At 39.3% G+C, this 18,664-nt stretch carries 15 protein-coding genes; all 15 read left to right on the top strand.

The window, feature by feature from the left end:
* The first annotated feature begins 38 nt into the window (after positions 1–38).
* The 15 genes from mfd (at position 39) to ftsH (ending at position 18,646) form a co-directional block, all read left to right on the top strand.
* The gene (mfd, locus tag AA0X95_RS02055) at positions 39–3,575 is read left to right on the top strand and encodes a transcription-repair coupling factor (RefSeq protein ID WP_413304792.1); all 3,537 of its coding nucleotides are present in this window, start codon (positions 39–41) and stop codon (positions 3,573–3,575) included.
* Between the two features lie 157 nt (positions 3,576–3,732).
* Positions 3,733–4,269 (top strand): stage V sporulation protein T, encoded by a 537-nt coding sequence (spoVT, locus tag AA0X95_RS02050; protein WP_413309809.1) that lies wholly within the window; start codon positions 3,733–3,735, stop codon positions 4,267–4,269.
* 97 nt (positions 4,270–4,366) lie between these two features.
* The gene (locus tag AA0X95_RS02045) at positions 4,367–6,004 is read left to right on the top strand and encodes a putative polysaccharide biosynthesis protein (protein WP_413304790.1); all 1,638 of its coding nucleotides are present in this window, start codon (positions 4,367–4,369) and stop codon (positions 6,002–6,004) included.
* 7 nt (positions 6,005–6,011) lie between these two features.
* A complete protein-coding gene (mazG, locus tag AA0X95_RS02040) occupies positions 6,012–7,478 on the top strand; it encodes a nucleoside triphosphate pyrophosphohydrolase (protein WP_413304787.1) in 1,467 nt (488 codons plus the stop codon).
* A gap of 17 nt (positions 7,479–7,495) precedes the next feature.
* Positions 7,496–7,768, top strand: a complete 273-nt coding sequence (locus AA0X95_RS02035) for an RNA-binding S4 domain-containing protein (RefSeq protein ID WP_413304784.1) — start codon at positions 7,496–7,498, stop codon at positions 7,766–7,768.
* Between the two features lie 76 nt (positions 7,769–7,844).
* Positions 7,845–8,147: a sporulation protein YabP gene (gene yabP, locus AA0X95_RS02030; RefSeq protein WP_309867585.1), complete on the top strand. Its 303-nt coding sequence runs from the start codon at positions 7,845–7,847 to the stop codon at positions 8,145–8,147.
* Positions 8,144–8,776: a spore cortex biosynthesis protein YabQ gene (yabQ, locus tag AA0X95_RS02025; protein ID WP_413304782.1), complete on the top strand. Its 633-nt coding sequence runs from the start codon at positions 8,144–8,146 to the stop codon at positions 8,774–8,776. Before yabP ends, yabQ begins: the two co-directional genes overlap by 4 nt.
* Positions 8,777–8,789: 13 nt before the next feature.
* A complete protein-coding gene (locus AA0X95_RS02020; RefSeq protein ID WP_413304779.1) occupies positions 8,790–9,173 on the top strand; it encodes an FtsB family cell division protein in 384 nt (127 codons plus the stop codon).
* Positions 9,174–9,267: 94 nt separating this feature from the next.
* Positions 9,268–9,696, top strand: coding sequence for a S1 domain-containing RNA-binding protein (locus tag AA0X95_RS02015; RefSeq protein ID WP_413304776.1), 429 nt, complete (start codon positions 9,268–9,270; stop codon positions 9,694–9,696).
* A gap of 242 nt (positions 9,697–9,938) precedes the next feature.
* Positions 9,939–12,407, top strand: coding sequence for a stage II sporulation protein E (spoIIE, locus tag AA0X95_RS02010; protein ID WP_413304773.1), 2,469 nt, complete (start codon positions 9,939–9,941; stop codon positions 12,405–12,407).
* Between the two features lie 318 nt (positions 12,408–12,725).
* Positions 12,726–13,463 (top strand): VWA domain-containing protein, encoded by a 738-nt coding sequence (locus AA0X95_RS02005; RefSeq protein WP_413304770.1) that lies wholly within the window; start codon positions 12,726–12,728, stop codon positions 13,461–13,463.
* On the top strand, positions 13,432–14,442 hold the full coding sequence (locus AA0X95_RS02000; RefSeq protein WP_413309807.1) for a serine/threonine protein kinase: 1,011 nt from the start codon (positions 13,432–13,434) through the stop codon (positions 14,440–14,442). The genes AA0X95_RS02005 and AA0X95_RS02000 overlap by 32 nt, the downstream gene beginning before the upstream one ends.
* Before the next feature lie 155 nt (positions 14,443–14,597).
* A complete protein-coding gene (tilS, locus tag AA0X95_RS01995; RefSeq protein WP_413304767.1) occupies positions 14,598–15,986 on the top strand; it encodes a tRNA lysidine(34) synthetase TilS in 1,389 nt (462 codons plus the stop codon).
* 23 nt (positions 15,987–16,009) lie between these two features.
* Entirely contained in the window at positions 16,010–16,558 is a 549-nt protein-coding gene (hpt, locus tag AA0X95_RS01990; RefSeq protein ID WP_309857061.1) for a hypoxanthine phosphoribosyltransferase, read from the top strand.
* Between the two features lie 138 nt (positions 16,559–16,696).
* Entirely contained in the window at positions 16,697–18,646 is a 1,950-nt protein-coding gene (gene ftsH / locus AA0X95_RS01985) for an ATP-dependent zinc metalloprotease FtsH (protein ID WP_413304763.1), read from the top strand.
* Positions 18,647–18,664 lie beyond the last annotated feature (18 nt).

Raw genomic sequence — 18,664 nt, 5'->3', positions numbered from 1 at the left:
AGGGACATTTACATATTTGTTGGAAGGGAGGAGAAACCTTGGATGGTTTAAAGTCACTGTTTCTTAAACAAGAAGATGTCCACTCGGTGATTGCCGGTGTGGAAGAAGGATTGAAGGAACAACTGGTTGCAGGCTTATCAGGTTCCTCAAGAACAGTATTAACCGCTTCGATTTACGAACAAATGCAGAAGCCAATTATGCTTGTAACCCATAATCTATTACAAGCACAAAAACTCTATGATGATATTGTTAATCTACTAAGTGACAAGGAAGTATTTCTTTTTCCAGCCAATGAATTAATTGCCGCCGAGCTAAGTATTGCGAGTCCGGAATTGAAGGCCCAAAGAATAGAGGCCTTAAACCATTGGAGTAAAAATAATAAAGGGATTTTAATTGTCCCGATAGCCGGTTTGAAAAAAATCGTTCCTCCTAAGTCACAGTGGAAACAATATCAGCTCTCGCTTAAATTAGGGGAAGACATCGATATAGATCATCTATTAAATACCTTTGTCAAAATGGGCTACATGCGTGCTGAAATGGTCACAACGCCAGGCGAATTTAGTGTAAGGGGCGGAATCATTGACATCTATCCTCTTACAGAAACCAACCCGCTTCGAATTGAATTGTTCGATACAGAAATTGATTCCATTCGCTATTTTTCTCTTGAAGATCAGCGTTCAAAAGAAAAAGTAAAAAAGATTTTGATTGGACCTGCCACCGAAATCCTGTTAGAAGATGAGAATTATAGCCGGATGATCAATCAGTTAGAGACTGGGTTAGCAAAAAGTCTTAGGAAATTAAAAGACGATAAGGCAAAAATTCAGCTTTCGCAAAACATTAGCTATGAATTAGAACAGTTGAAAAATAGGCAAAAGCCGGACCAGGTATATAAGTACCTTTCATTAGCCTACGAAAAGCCTGCTAGTTTACTAGACTATCTTCCAACCAACGGCCTGGTGTTTATTGATGAAATAAGCCGAGTCCAAGAGATGAATGATTCATTAGTAAAAGAGGAAGCGGAATGGTATACCGGTTTACTGGCTGAAGGTCAAATTATCCATGATCTCCATATTTCTCATGACTTGCAGGCAATGCTGCAAAAAAAGGAATTTCCTATCGTTTATATGTCCTTATTTTTACGGCATGTAGCTAATACCAGCCCGCAAAATATTATTAATGTCTCATGTAAACAAATGCAAAACTTCCATGGACAAATGCATGTATTAAAGGCAGAGATTGATCGATGGAAGAAGGGTAATTATTCTATTCTTTTTTTAGGTTCAGATGAAGAACGGGTAAAAAAATTAGAGCGTGTCCTAGAGGATTATGAAATTGAGGGCAGCGTTGCAAAGGGAAACCAGCAGCTTTTGCCAGGGAAAGTGCAAATTATGAAAGGAAACCTCCATTCAGGGTTTGAGCTTTCCATTCAAAAAATTGCGGTTATCACTGAAGAAGAGTTATTCAATAAGCGGGTGAAGAAGTCTGTCAGCCGTCAAAAACTATCGAATGCGGAACGAATTAAAAGTTATTCAGAACTTAAAATTGGCGATTATGTGGTCCACGTTAATCACGGGATTGGAAAATACTTAGGTATTGAAACACTGGTGATCAATGGAATCCATAAAGATTATCTACACATTCGGTACCAGGGAACAGATAAACTGTATGTGCCTGTAGAACAAATTGACCTTGTCCAGAAATACGTAGGGTCAGAAGGCAAAGAACCGAAGGTCTATAAACTAGGCGGCACCGATTGGAAAAAGGTGAAGAAGAAGGTTGAATCATCCGTTCAAGACATTGCAGATGATTTAATTAAGCTGTATGCAGAGCGCGAAGCTGCAGTCGGCTATGCCTTTACCCCGGATGGAGATATGCAGAGGGAATTTGAAACTTCTTTTGCCTATCAGGAAACGGATGATCAGCTTCGTTCCATCCATGAGATTAAAAAGGATATGGAACGAGCACGTCCAATGGATCGGCTGCTTTGCGGTGACGTTGGATATGGAAAAACAGAAGTGGCTATTCGTGCTGCCTTTAAGGCAATTGCGGATGGTAAACAGGTCGCGTTTCTTGTGCCAACAACGATTTTGGCCCAGCAGCATCATGAAACCTTACGGGAGAGGTTCCAGGACTATCCGATCAATATCGGTTTGTTAAGTCGCTTCCGCTCAAAAAAACAACAAACAGAAACGATTAAAGGCTTAAAAGCTGGAACAGTTGATATTGTTGTGGGGACCCATCGGTTACTCTCAAAGGATATTGTCTACCGTGATTTAGGACTGTTGATTATTGATGAAGAACAACGATTCGGAGTAACACATAAGGAAAAGATTAAAAAGTTAAAGACCAATGTAGATGTATTAACCCTAACAGCCACTCCAATACCAAGAACACTTCATATGTCTATGCTTGGGGTTCGGGACCTATCGGTTATTGAAACGCCGCCTGAAAATCGTTTCCCAGTGCAAACGTATGTAATGGAATACAATGGTTCATTAGTACGTGAGGCCATCGAGCGGGAGCTTGCAAGGGACGGACAAGTATTCTTTCTATACAACAGAGTGGAAGATATCGAACGTAAAGCAGAGGAAATTTCTATGCTTGTTCCTGATGCGCGTGTTACCTATGCTCATGGGCAGATGACGGAAAATGAGTTGGAGTCTGTTATGCTCAGCTTCCTCGCGGGCGAATTTGATGTGCTTGTCAGTACAACCATCATCGAAACCGGAGTAGATATTCCGAATGTAAATACATTAATTGTCTTTGACGCCGATCGAATGGGGCTTTCTCAGCTTTATCAGCTTCGAGGCCGGGTAGGAAGATCAAACCGTGTAGCTTATGCTTATTTCACTTACCGAAAAGATAAAGTTTTAACAGAGGTAGCTGAAAAGCGATTACAGGCCATTAAGGAATTTACCGAATTAGGCTCTGGCTTTAAGATTGCCATGAGGGATTTGTCCATTAGGGGAGCCGGTAATCTATTGGGTGCCCAACAGCATGGCTTTATTGATTCGGTTGGTTTTGACCTCTATTCACAAATGCTAAAAGAAGCGATTGAAGAACGCAAGGGAGACCTGGGGGCAGAAGTGAAAAAATCGGTTGAAATTGACCTCGAGATTGATGCGTATATTCCGGATACGTATATTAAGGACGGACACCAGAAAATCGAGATGTATAAACGGTTTAGGGGTGCCGATTCGCTTGAAGAGATTGAAGAACTGCAAGCAGAAATCCTTGATCGCTTTGGCGAGTATCCAGAAGAAGTAGCTTTCCTTTTCCAAATTGCAGAAATAAAGGTTTATGCACTATTAAATGGTGTGGAACAAATTAAACAAGCGAAACAAGAGGTAACGATCCTTATAAATGAGCAGGTTACCCAGAGTATTGATGGAAGCAAAATTTTCCATATAGGCAGTCAGTTTGGTCGGAATGTGACCCCTGGTATGGAGGGACCTAGGTTAAAAATAATGATAAAAACGAAAGAGTATCAGACACAGCAATGGCTCCAAATCGTTGGTGAGATGGTAAAAGGAATCTCAAAGGCTAAAAAGGCCCAAGAAAATCCTGTGAACTAATTTCCTGTATATGTGAAAATGTGAAAATTATATGTCTAATGTGTATAGAACTTTCCAGATGAAAGATACTAAGTTCAAAGTTGGTGATGATTTCAATAAAAGGAAGATTATCATTACCAAGTTGAATAATCATCAGATGAAAGTGAGGCAACATTGGATGAAAGCAACTGGAATAGTTCGTCGAATCGATGATTTGGGTCGTGTTGTTATTCCCAAAGAAATACGCAGAACTTTGCGTATCCGTGAAGGGGACCCGTTAGAGATTTTTGTGGATCGTGACGGGGAAGTCATTTTAAAAAAATATTCACCAATCAGCGAGTTAAGCGATTTTGCCAAAGAATATGCGGAAGCCCTATTTGATAGCCTCGGTAATCCTGTTTTAATTTGTGATAGAGATACGTATATTGCTGTCGCTGGCGGGTCAAAAAAAGAGTATTTAAATAAGAATATAAGTGATTTAGTCGAAAAGACGATGGAAGAACGGAATTCAGTTCTACATACACAGCAGGGTGACATTGCACTCGCTGATGGAAATGATGAAGCCGTCGCTTCCTATACCATTGGCCCAATTATTGCTAATGGAGATCCAATTGGAGCCGTCATTATCTTCTCTAGAGAAGGTACCCTTGGCGAAGTAGAACAAAAAGCAGTAGAAACAGCTGCTGGGTTCTTAGCTCGACAGATGGAGTCATAAAATTCTTTCATTATAAAAAAGGCAGCGACTAGCTGTCTTTTTTATTTAATCTAATATCAGGCCTTCATATGCTATAATACTTTGGAGTTTATTATTAGTGGGTGAAGCAATGTATTCAACGAAGTCTGCCAATCAATCAAAGGCATTGTTTAGAGGAGCGTTCATTCTAACCATTGCAGCACTATTGGTTAAAATCCTCAGTGCTTTTTACCGTATTCCTTTTCAAAACATTGTCGGAGATATTGGCTTTTACATATATCAACAAGTCTATCCAATCTACGGGATAGCGATCGTCCTATCTACAACAGGCTTCCCAGTTGTCATATCTAAGTTATACGCAGAGCAAAGAGAAAAAGGGGACCTTGATAAGTCAAGACTTCTTCTATTTACCTCATTTATATACTTACAACTATTCGGTTTTATTTGTTTCCTAATTCTTTATTTCGGAGCAGATATAATTGCTCTCTGGATGAACGATCCTCATTTAACCATCTTATTAAGGGTAGTTTCTATTGTTTATCTAACCTTCCCTTTTGTCTCATTACTAAGAGGATACTACCAAGGAATTGGTGATATGGTTCCGACCGCTCTGTCGCAAGTAGGAGAACAAACCATTCGGGTGTTGACGATTCTTTTGCTGTCCTATCTGTTTATGCAGAAGGGATATTCGCTTTATCTCGTTGGAGGTGGGGCGATGTTTGGTTCTATTACAGGCAGCATGGTTTCTAGTCTTCTTCTGTTTATGTTTATATGGATTCGTAAAGAATGGAAATGGATTGCTCCCACAAGTGGAATGTTCCGAACCTTTGCTGTAGAGGCAAAAGAAATTATGAAGGCACTGACTCTTCAAGGATTGATGATCTGTTTAAGTGGGATGCTCCTGATCCTTATCCAATTAGCGGATTCTTTGAACTTATTCTCGTTATTAACCAACAGCGGGATAGAAAGGGACCTAGCCAAAAGTCTAAAGGGGGTTTTTGACCGCGGGCAGCCACTCATTCAATTAGGCACTGTTGCAGCGACCTCGATGTCTTTAACCCTTGTTCCTCTTATCACTCGTGAAAGAATGACAGAAAAAGAGAGCAACCTTTCAGAAAAAATCCAGTTAGCTTTGAAGGTAAGCATCGTCATAGGCCTCGGTGCTTCAGCGGGACTATGGGCCATTATTCGGCCGACAAACATTATGCTGTTTGAGAATGATCTTGGCTCCACCGAATTAGGTATATTAGGTTTTGTTATTCTTTTTACATCGATAATATTAACCATTATTGCCATCATGCAGGGGCTGGGCAGGCTGGTGTTCCCGGCTTTAGTCGTAACCATCTCGTTTCCCTTTAAATATGGTTTAAATATGTTGTTGGTTCCCTGGTGGGGAACCAAGGGAGCGGCCATTTCTACCATTATTACCTTGGCTTTTGTTACCCTATTATTAGTAGTAAGGCTAAAGAAACTATTTGCAACGTCTCTTTTATCAGTCCGCTTTTTAGCGACAATCCTTTTGGCAACTGTGGTGATGGTTGTATTTTTAAAAGGGTATATCTTGGGTACGGATATGTTGATAGGTAATCTAGGTTTGGAGCGGATAGGAGCTGCATTGCAGGCGTTAAGTGCCGTCTGTCTTGGAGGCATTCTTTTTATGGTCATCATCATAAGAGGCAGGGTGTTCCTTGAGAAGGAATTGGCGTTATTTCCTCTTGGGAGTAGATTGATACATTTTTTAGCGCGAAGGGATTGAATAAATCATGGTGAAAAGAATTGAAGTTCTTGGATTGGGAGCGGGAGATTTAGAACAGCTTCCGGTTGGAGTATATAAAAAATTATTGGGTTCAAGTCATTTATATTTAAGGACAAAAGAGCATCCCGTTGTGCAGGATTTAGAAAAAGAAGGAATGACGTACTTCTCTTTTGATTCGATCTATGAAAAACATGATCAGTTTGAAGCGGTTTATGAGGAAATTGTGCAGACGTTATTGCAAAAAGCTGAACATGAGACCGTTGTCTATGCCGTGCCAGGACATCCGCTTGTTGCAGAACGGACCGTTCAGCTTCTTTTACAATATGGACCGAAGAACCAGGTTGAAATAAACATTGGCGGAGGACAAAGTTTTATTGATGCTTTGTTTGCTTCCTTAAAAATTGATCCAATTGAAGGATTTCAATTGCTGGATGGAAATGCATTGCATGTGGAACAACTGCAATTAGAGCAGCACATTTTTATCAGCCAGGTGTACGATCAATTTATTGCTTCCAATGTTAAATTAACATTAATGGAAAAATTACCGGATGATTACGAGGTCTTTATTGTTACAGCAGCAGGCAGTAAAGATGAGGTTATTGAGAAAGTACCACTTTATGAGCTAGACCGAAATGTATCAATCAATAACCTTACTTCCGTATATGTTCCACCTGTTGTGGAAGAAGAGATTCTCTATAAGAATTTCTCTAAGCTAAGAGATATTATTGCTATTTTAAGAGGACCAGATGGCTGCCCTTGGGATAAGAAACAAACACATGAATCGTTAAAAAGATATTTAATCGAAGAAACCTATGAAGTTATAGAAGCCATTGATAGCGGGGACATTGACCATTTAATTGAGGAACTGGGTGATGTCTTGCTGCAGGTAATGCTTCATGCCCAGATTGGTGAGGATGATGGATATTTCTCGGTTGATGACGTGATTGAGGGGCTATCAGCCAAAATGATTCGCCGCCATCCTCATGTGTTCGGGAATGGAAAAGCCGAAAATGCAGAGGAAGTAGTACAAAATTGGCAGGCAATCAAGGAGCAGGAAAAGGGGAAATCCCCATCTTCCTTATTAGAGGGAGTGTCAAAGTCCCAGCCGAATTTATTAAGAGCCTATGAATTACAAAAGAAAGCGGCAAAAGTAGGGTTTGATTGGCAGGAAATTACACCTGCTTTAGAGAAAGTGAAAGAAGAGCTAGATGAATTTATTCATGAATTAAATGGAACGGATGATGGATTAGAGCTGGCAAAAAAGGAATTTGGAGATATATTGTTTGCCTTTGTTAACGTAGCTCGATTTTTGAAAATACATCCTGAAGAAGCACTTTTTGAAACGAATGAAAAGTTCATCCGCCGTTTCCAATACGTTGAAGAGAATGTGAAGGAGAGCGGCAGAGCTTTTGAGGAGCACACGCTAGAACAGCTTGATAAGTATTGGGACGATGCAAAAGATAAAGGATTATAACGGAGGAGGATTCACATATGCGTTTAGATAAGTTTTTAAAAGTATCTCGATTAATTAAGAGAAGGACTTTAGCAAAAGAGGTATCTGATCAAGGTAGAATTGAAATTAATGGGAAGGAAGCAAAAGCAAGCTCAACTGTAAAAGTAGGTGATGAATTAACGATTCGTCTTGGGCAACGTGTAGTTACTGCTCGAATCGATCGCATACAAGATACAACGCGGAAGGAAGACGCAGCGGAGATGTATACGATTATAAAAGAAGAGAGGCTGGGTTCTACGGATAGCTTCTAATTCCAATGTTCTATTTCATTCATTCTTCACATAGAAATGTACAAAGGGTTGTACAAATGATTGTGAGGGATGAATGATGAGTCAATATTATGAAACCAATCCATCGAAGAGTAGTGTTCCTGATCATGATGTCGTTATGAGAGGGAGAAAACTCCTTGATATTACGGGCGTTAAACAAGTTGAAAGCTTTGATAATGAGGAATTCCTGTTAGAAACATCGATGGGTTTTTTAGCTATTAAAGGGCAAAATCTACAAATGAAAAATCTTGATGTTGAAAAGGGCATTGTTTCAATTAAAGGGAAAATCTTTGATTTAGTTTACCTGGACGAACAGCATGGGGAGAAGGCTAAAGGATTCTTTAGCAAGTTGTTTCGATGACGCTTTCCACGCAATTTCTAACCATGCTTTCTATGATAGGAATGGGGTCTGTATTTGGCGCCATGTTTGATACGTATCAGCGGTTTTTGAATCGGCCAAAAAGGAAGCAATGGATTGTTTTTATTAATGATTTATTATTTTGGATCATCCAGGCATTGCTCATTTTTTATACGTTATTTATGGTGAATAATGGAGAATTGCGTTTTTATATCTTTATCGCACTTCTATGTGGATTTGCCGCTTATCAAAGCTTGTTTAAAGGGGTCTATTTAAAGTTGTTGGAGGTAGTTATTCAGACGGTTATTGCAACGATTAACTTCTTGAAAAAAACCTTCAGGCTCCTCATTTTTAAACCGATCCTAGGACTGATTCAGCTAGTTATTGCCATTATTATAGCGATTGGCAGGGGTATAACCACCCTTGTCAAATTTATATTTAAAGTTGTATTATTTATTTTTAAAATTGTTATCTTTCCAGTGCAAAAAATTATATTACTTTTTTGGAAACTTTTGCCGAAAAGTATTAAAAAAAGCGTCGAGAAGTTATATAATAAAACGGCAGGAAATTTAACGGGAATCAAGAATTATATTAATACCTTTATAAATAAGTGGAAGAAGAGAAAAGAGTAAGGAGGGACGGGAAATGGGAGCGGAGCCGAAACGAAATGTATCAAGAATCCAGTCAACCTATGTGCAACAACAAGAATATGCAGAAATTGCCTCAGCGAGGAAAAGAAAACTTTTAATAAGAAGACTAGCGATGTTTATCGTTTTTGCCAGTTTACTATCATACTTCATGATTTCCAGTACTATTTCCCAATCTGCTAAACTCGAAGCGAAAATAGCACAAAAGAAACAGCTAGATCAACAGCTTGCGGATTTGAAAAAACAGCAGGATATCCTTAAAGAGGATATCGTCAAATTAAACGACGATGATTATATTGCGAAACTAGCCAGAAAAGAATATTTTTTCTCAGAAAAGAATGAAATCATTTTTAATATTCCTGAAGATAAGAAAGAAAATTAACCAATCTGGTGTCTTATTGACACTGATTTTTCCCCTTTTGTATAATATAGGGTAAGATTGATTTTTTATATTTTTAAGGAGGAACATTCTTTTTATGTCAATTGAAGTAGGCAGCAAGTTACAAGGAAAGGTAACAGGGATTACAAAGTTCGGAGCATTTGTGGAGCTGCCAGAAGGCTCAACAGGACTCGTACACATCAGTGAGGTTGCTGATAATTATGTGAAAGATATTAACGATCATTTAAAAGTAGGCGACCAAGTTGAAGTAAAAGTCCTTAATGTTGAGAAAGATGGAAAAATTGGCCTATCTATAAAAAAGGCAAAAGATAGACCAGAACCGCAACAAAGATCCCAATCACAACGTCCTCGTCATCAGGGTAGAGCAAATGATCGGAATAATGCTAGACCTGAGAATTTTGAAACGAAAATGGCGAAGTTCTTAAAAGAGAGTGAGGATCGTTTAACTTCCTTAAAACGGCACACGGAATCCAAGCGTGGAGGAAGAGGCGCTAAACGGGGCTAACTTAGCTGCTTATTTATATATTCGATCAGGTAAATATCGCCGATTATGATAAATCAAAGACAAGTCAAACGACTTGTCTTTTTTTGTTGTGCAAACCAGGCAACTTTCCTTAATTGCATTAATTGATTAATTACGGTGAAAACCGTCGAACGATTATTTTCATTCGTTCACTATTTTGACAAACTTCTAACCCTATTAATTTTATAATTATCTGAACGATGAAAGAATAGGGAGTGTGATTTATGGAAAAGACAAATGCAAGTTTCATAGAACCAATCAGAGAAGTCAACCTTCATTCGTCAAAATGGGATGTAGGGAGGGGACTAAAGAAAGTTCAATTCATGCTCGAGTCCTTTTTTATAAAAAAGGGTTTCCTCTTACTAATCGTCGGCTTTTTACTTGGCCGAGCTTTAATATTGGCGAAGTTAACCCCATTCTGTCTTCCCTTCTTTGCTTCTGTGTACTTAATTAAAAGGGATCGGGCACCGCTTGCCCTTATCGGACTGACTGTAGGGGCAGCTACCATCTCATTAGCGAATGCCGCTTTTACCTTTATAGTCACCATTCTCTTTCTCGCTATTTTTCGAATCAGCAGAAAATGGCTGACAAATGAAATGAAAGCCATGCCTTTCTTTGTCGGGATTATTTTAGGGCTAGGGAAACTAGCAGAAGCATTCATCTTAACGAAACAACTAACCGTATATGACTTAATGATGGTAGGGGTACAAGCTAGTCTTTCATTTATTTTGACACTCATTTTTTTACAAAGCATTCCTCTATTAACCTTAAATAAACGTAGGCAATTATTAAAAACAGAAGAAATTGTGTGCTTAATCATTATGTTGGCTTCCATTATGACCGGAACGATTGGCTGGAAGGTTTATGATTTGTCGATTGAGCATATTATGTCGAGATATTTGGTATTAGTGTTTTCCTTTATTGCCGGGGCCACGGTTGGCTCGACGGTTGGTGTCGTAACAGGCTTGATTTTTAGCCTTGCAAGTGTATCTAGCTTCTATCATATGAGCTTGCTTGCTTTTTCAGGTGTGTTGGGCGGACTGCTAAAAGAAGGGAAAAAAATAGGTGTATCCGCAGGCTTAATAATTGCGACTCTATTAATTGGTATGTATGGGGAGGGAGGAGGGTCCATCCTCTTAACGGTGTTAGAATCCACGGCGGCTATTTTCTTATTCCTCATAACACCGCAAGCCTTCACTTCTAGATTAGCCAAGTATATACCTGGGACGCCAGAATATACAGCCGAACAGCAAAAATATATGAGGAAAATGCGAGATGTAACGGCACAGAGGGTTTCGCAATTTTCCAGTGTATTTCATGCCTTATCAAAGAGCTTTTCTCAAATGGAAGTGCAGCCTGATGATAATGAAAATGACAGAGAAATGGATTACTTTATGAGCAATGTAACAGAAAGAACCTGTCAAACTTGTTTTAAAAAGGAACAATGCTGGGCAAAGAATTTTAATACAACCTATGCTTACATGGAAGAAATTATTCACGAAATGGATCAGAATGATGGGAATGTCTCTCCAAGATTATCAAGAGAGTGGGACAAGCATTGCACACGTTCGAAAAAAGTATTCGAAACAATTGGTCAGGAATTAACTTTCTTTCAAGCTAATCAAAAATTAAAGAAACAAGTCCAGGAAAGTCGCAAGCTGGTTGCCGACCAATTGTTAGGTGTGTCTGAAGTAATGGAGAACTTTGCAAAAGAAATCCAAAGGGAAAGGGAAAATCATCATAAGCAGGAAGAGCAAATTATGGAAGCGCTTCAGGATTTCGGTATCCACATCGAACAAGTAGAAATTTATAGCCTTGAACAAGGGAATGTGGATATTGAGATGTCTGTCCCGTTTTGCAATGGTCATGGTGAATGTGAAAAGTTAATTGCTCCGATGTTATCCGATATTCTTGGGGAAACAATTGTAGTGAACAAGGAGGAATGTGCATCCTATCCAAGTGGCTTCTGTCATGTAACGTTTCGTTCATCAAAAGCCTATACGGTTGAAACAGGAGTGGCTCATGCCGCTAAGGATGGCGGATTGGTATCAGGTGACAGCTATTCAACGATTGAACTAGGTTTAGGTAAGTATGCCATTGCCATCAGTGATGGAATGGGAAATGGTGAAAGAGCTCATTATGAGAGTAAAGAAACACTGCAGTTACTACAAAAAATTCTCCAATCCGGAATTGAAGAAAAGGTAGCAATTAAATCGGTGAATTCAATACTCTCACTTCGAACAACGGATGAAATATTTTCAACCTTGGATTTAGCGATGATTGACCTTAAAAATGCCTCAGCTAAGTTCTTAAAGATTGGATCGACACCGAGCTTTATTAAGAGAGGAAATAAGATTATCAAAATACAGGCAAGCAATTTGCCAATGGGAATTATCCAAGAGTTTGATGTGGATGTGGTAAGTGAGCAGCTTAAGGCAGGAGACTTACTAATTATGATGAGTGACGGGGTGTTTGAAGGCCCGAAGCATGTGGAGAATTATGATTTATGGATGAAGAGAAAAGTTCAAGAATTACAGACAGATGACCCGCAAGAAGTTGCTGACTTAATCATGGAGGAGGTTATTCGATCAAGATCTGGATTGATAGAGGATGATATGACGGTAACAGTCGCAAAAATAAAGCATAACACACCAAAGTGGGCATCCATCCCTGTATACAAAAAAAATGCGTAGGCTATTTTTATGAAAAAGGTAGTGTGAATGGTCATGGTTGAATTTTTATACCCTGTTGATTGGAGCGGAAGGCGCGAAGACTCCTGCGGGAGTACCGGGCAGGGGAGACCCCACAGGAGCACAAGCGACGAGGAGGCTCCCCGGCACGCCCGCGGAAAGCGAAGCGCCTGGAGCGGAAATCAACAGGACATTTAATAAAACCCTGTGTACATGCCTACACATTAAACTGATTATTTTGCCCGATACCTAGGAAACTATGTATAAATCAACCTGAACCCGTCGAAAATGGTACCAATACGTTTATGGAGGGAGAAGGTTATGTACACAGGGAAAATCCGCCAGATCCTATTGATAACAGATGGGTGCTCTAATCAAGGTGAAGATCCAATTGCTATGGCTGCTCTTGCGAAAGAACAAGGCATTACGGTAAATGTCATTGGTGTTGTTGAACAGGATATTATCGATGAAAAAGGTATGACAGAAATTGAAGGAATTGCATTATCAGGTGGAGGAGTCAGCCAAATAGTCTATGCACAGGCTCTTTCTCAAACTGTACAAATGGTTACTCGTAAAGCCATGAATCAAACCATTCAAGGAGTTGTGAACAGTCAATTAAAGCAAATCCTTGGCCGCTCACAAACCATGGAAGACCTGCCTCCGGAAAAACGAGGAGAAGTGATGGAGATTGTTGATGAATTAGGAGAAACTGTCGAATTAGATGTGTTGATTCTTGTCGATACCAGCGCGAGTATGAAACATAAACTGCCAATGGTAAAAGAGGCGCTTTTTGACCTTTCTCTAAGCTTAAATGCCCGCTCTGGAGAGAATCAGTTCTCTGTTTATGTATTTCCCGGGAAAAAGAATGATGTCGAAAAACTGCTTGACTGGACACCAAAGATGCAATCATTGACAAGTGTGTTCTCTCAACTTTCGACAGGAGGGATTACACCAACAGGACCTGCATTAAGGACTGCTATTTCAGCGTTTAATCAAAAACAATCTTTAAGGAGCCTGCTTTCACGTGATGATGAATCATACTTTGAAGAATCAATGTAAGGTTAGCCCCGGGACAGTCATTTCAGGGAAATGGCATTCAAATAACTATACCATTATAAAAGAGCTAGGATTTGGAGCAAATGGGGTCGTCTACCTTGCGAAGCATAAAAACACTCAAGTAGCTTTAAAAATGAGTGACAATGGTATGTCGATTACCTCTGAGGTAAATGTATTAAAATCCTTTGCAAAGGTCCAGGGATCACCCCTCGGGCCTTCTTTACTTGATGTCGATGATTGGCAAAGCCCTCGTGCACGAATTTCCTTTTATGTTATGGAATATATCCAAGGTCCCGATCTCCTTACTTTTATACGAGAAAAGGGCAAGTCTTGGTCAACGGTATTATTTATTCAGCTGCTTAAGGATTTAGGTACACTTCATGAAAATGGATGGGTATTTGGCGATTTAAAACCTGAAAATCTAATTGTTACTGGCCCGCCTCCGAAAATAAGGTGTATCGATGTGGGTGGTACCACCATTCAAGGGAGAGCCATTAAGGAATTTACGGAGTTTTATGACCGAGGCTACTGGGGGTTAGGATCGAGGAAGGCAGAACCTTCCTATGACTTGTTTGCCGTAGCTATGATCATGATTAATACCGCATATCCAAAACGATTTACTAAAACAACTGGAGGAATACAGCAGTTAAAAGATGCGATCCGACAAAAGCCGGAGTTAACCAAATATGAAAAAATAATCCTGCGTGCCCTTCAAGGACAATACAATAATGCTAGAGAGATGCGTGCGGATCTTTTAGAGCATATGACTGATAAAAAAACAGAAACTCCTCCTTTGAAATCATCCATGTCTACTCCCTCTTCCTCAAACCAGATAAAAGGGGGATTAACAAAGAATCAAAAGCAAGTAACAAGGCAAACTTACCGAAAAAAGAAGAAAAAAAGCGGGTGGCTTGAGTTTTTAATCATAGCAGTCCTTTTAGGTGCTTTCTATGCTTGGTACACATTCGATAAATTACTTTAAATAGTTGAAACCTTTTTTTATTACAAACGTATTAAGAAAGTAATCCTACATTTATAATGCCTAATTTTTGATAGTTATTTATGGTTAGTGGTAAGCTATTTGTATTCTAAAATTATTTTTGTAAATACTTTGTTTTAAGGAAAGAGTGCCATACTATGTTAGAAACAAAGATTGAGGATTTTCTTAATCGCCACTCGTTTCAATTAGATAACAAACAGATCGTCGTTGGAGTCTCAGGTGGTCCTGATTCCCTGGCACTACTTCATTATCTGCATTCTCATAAAGACAGGAAAAACCTATCCATCGTTGTCGCCCATGTGGATCATATGTTCCGTGGTGCGGAGTCTTATGAGGACGCCATGTTTGTAAAAAGTATCTGTCAAGAATACGCTATTCCGTTTGAAATGAGACAAATCAATGTAACGAAAATAATGGAGGCTACAGGAAAGAGTTCTCAAGTAGCGGCAAGAGAAGTGAGGTATCAATTTTACTCTGAAATAATGGAGAAGTATGGTTTCCACTATTTGGCCCTTGGCCATCACGGAGATGACCAAATTGAAACCATTCTCATGCGCTTAACTAGAGGCAGTTCTGGAATGGCAAGAGCCGGGATTCCATTTAGCCGCACGTTTGGAAAAGGATTTATCTTTCGTCCGTTCCTTTCAGTGACAAAGGATGAAATTGAGTACTACTGTAAAAAACATTTATTAAAACCGAGGTTAGACCCTAGTAACTTGAAAAGTATCTATAGTAGAAACCGATTTCGCAAACAGGTTCTTCCTTTTTTAAAGGAGGAAAACAATCATGTTCATGAGCATTTCCAGCGATTTAGCGAGGAATTACAGGGTGATGAAGCCTTCCTTCTGGAATTAACAAAAAAACAGTTGGATTCCGTAATGACAAAAAGAGAAAAGGGCAAAATTACTATTGACATAAAAACATTTCTTGAAATGCCTTTACCTTTACAAAGGAGAGGTATTCAACTAATATTAAACTATCTTTACAAAGATAAGCCTGCTTCTCTTTCTGCCGTACATATCGACCAAGTATTTTCAATCATTCATCACCGCGAGCCTTCAGGTAAACTTGATTTCCCAAATGGTTTAAAAGTTATTCGATCTTACCATCTATTGTCGTTTCAATTTGACTCGCCTATGGCTATGCCTTTTCAGATTGAAATCGAAGAACCAGGAATGGTTATGCTGCCAAATGGCGGGAATATTCGAATCGATTATTTAGACGGGGAAATACCTGAATTACATCATCCATACACTGCTTTGTTTCATGCGGATGTAATCAAATGGCCGCTTGTTATCCGAACAAGGAAAAATGGTGATCGAATGACATTAAAGGGAATGCACGGATCAAAAAAAATAAAGGATATTTTTATTGATCAAAAGGTTCCTGTACAGGATAGGGATATTTGGCCTGTAATAACCGATAGTGAAGATTGTATTCTCTGGCTTCCAGGTTTAAAAAAATCTTCATTTGAAGGTATAGATTACAACGCTAAGCAATATATACTACTCACATACAATAAGTAACAATCTTCTAGGGGGCACATTTTATGATGAATCAGGATATTGAAAAGGTGTTAGTTTCAGAAGAAGAAATTCAAGAAAAAATTAAAGAGTTGGCTACACAGTTAACTGAAGAATATAAGGACCGTTTTCCGCTAGCAATCGGTGTTTTAAAAGGAGCAATGCCTTTTATGGCTGATTTATTGAAGCGGATGGACTGTTATCTAGAAATGGACTTTATGGATGTATCCAGCTATGGTAGCGCCTTTGTTTCTTCAGGTGAAGTAAAAATTCTTAAGGATTTAGATACTTCTGTAGAAGGAAGAGACATATTAATTATTGAGGATATCATTGATAGTGGTTTAACTCTCAGCTACTTAGTAGATTTATTCCGATACAGAAAAGCAAAATCAATCAAAATTGTTACTCTGCTTGATAAGCCAACAGGCAGAAAGAGTTCGATCCAAGCAGACTATGTAGGATTTATTGTTCCAGACGAGTTTGTTGTTGGATATGGATTGGATTATATTGAGAAATACCGGAATCTCCCATATATTGGGGTTTTAAAACCGGAAGTATATAGCAATAATCAATAAATTTCATTGAAAATGGAATCATAAACCCTTCAACGATGGGCTTTCAACACCCGGTAGAATTGAGAGTAATTCCTTGAATTAGTAAGATTTTCTATGATACTATTTAATATAGTTTTTACCCGCGGGAGGAGGTAAGAGATGAATCGGATTTTCCGTAATACCATCTTTTATTTATTGATATTTTTAGTCATTATTGGTGTAGTTAGCTTCTTTAACGGAAGCAATGAGACTACGACTCGTTTAACGTATGATAAGTTTGTTACAAAGCTCGAAAATGGGGAAGTGAAATCTTTCTCTATGCAGCCTGAACGAGGTGTTTTCGAAGTTCGAGGCGAGGATAAAGCAAGTAAGAAGTTTATCACTTACGTACCTAACAGTGAGAAGATTCTTGACCGGATAGATAAGTCAGGAAAAGATGTAGAAGTGATGCCGGCTAAAGAAACAAGCGGCTGGGTTACCTTCTTTACTTCCATTATTCCGTTTGTGATTATCTTTATTTTATTCTTCTTCTTATTAAACCAAGCTCAAGGCGGCGGAAGCCGAGTAATGAACTTTGGGAAAAGTAAGGCTAAGCTTTATAATGATGATAAGAAAAAGGTTCGTTTTAGAGATGTAGCTGGTGCAGATGAGGAAAAGGCAGAATTAGTGGAGGTCGTTGAATTCCTAAAAGACCCTCGCAAATTTGCTGAGCTTGGCGCCAGAATTCCAAAAGGTGTTCTATTAGTAGGACCTCCAGGAACGGGTAAAACATTGTTAGCAAGAGCAACTGCTGGTGAAGCAGGAGTCCCTTTCTTTTCAATAAGTGGTTCTGACTTCGTTGAAATGTTTGTTGGGGTTGGTGCTTCCCGTGTACGTGACTTATTCGAAAATGCAAAGAAAAATGCACCATGTATCATTTTCATTGATGAAATTGATGCTGTTGGACGTCAGCGTGGAGCCGGACTTGGCGGTGGACATGACGAACGTGAACAAACCTTGAATCAGCTATTAGTTGAAATGGATGGTTTCGGAGCAAATGAAGGAATTATCATTATTGCCGCAACCAACCGTGCAGATATCCTTGACCCAGCATTATTACGTCCAGGACGCTTTGACCGTCAAATCACGGTTGACCGCCCAGATGTAGTGGGTCGTGAAGCAGTTCTTAAAGTACATGCTCGTAATAAGCCGTTAGATGAATCAGTTAACTTAAAGAATATTGCTATGCGTACACCTGGTTTTTCAGGTGCCGATTTAGAAAACTTATTGAATGAGGCAGCGCTTGTTGCAGCCCGTAGCAGTAAGAAGAAAATCGATATGGAAGATATCGATGAAGCAACAGACCGAGTGATTGCAGGCCCGGCTAAGAAGAGCAGGGTTATTTCAGAAAAAGAACGTAATATTGTTGCTTTCCACGAAGGTGGTCATACGGTTATTGGGTTAGTACTTGATGAAGCGGATATGGTTCACAAGGTTACAATCGTACCGCGTGGGCAAGCTGGTGGATATGCTGTCATGCTTCCAAGAGAAGACCGTTACTTTATGACTAAACCTGAATTACTTGATAAAATTGTTGGTCTATTAGGTGGACGTGTCGCTGAGGAAATTGTTTTTGGAGAAGTAAGTACGGGTGCGCATAATGACTTCCAACGTGCGACCAGTATTGCTCGTAAAATGGTAACTGAATATGGTATGAGTGATAAACTTGGGCCACTTCAGTTTGGCCAAGGTCAAGGCGGTCAAGTATTCTTAGGCCGTGACATCCATAATGAGCAAAATTACTCGGATGCGATTGCTTACGAAATCGATCTTGAAATCCAAAGAATTATTAAAGAGTGTTATGAAAGAGCAAGAAAGATTCTTACTGAGAATCGTGATAAGCTTGACTTGATTGCTAAGACTCTACTTGAAGTGGAAACACTTGTTGCTGAACAAATCAAATACTTGGTTGAACATGGTCATATGCCAGATCCTTCTCTTCACTTAGATGCTGTGAAGATTGGACCGAAGAAAGATGTGAAGGTAAACATCAGCACGAAAAAGGAAGAAGCACCTAAAGAAGAAAAGTCCTTTTTAGATACTCCTCCTGATGATATCGATTATAAGTAAACTACGAAAGAGTGCTTC

Source organism: Neobacillus phoenicis (assembly GCF_047302305.1).
Lineage (GTDB): Bacteria > Bacillota > Bacilli > Bacillales > Cytobacillaceae > Neobacillus.
The sequence above is the reverse complement of the archived record's forward strand: the minus strand, read 5'-3'. Positions and strand labels throughout refer to the sequence as shown.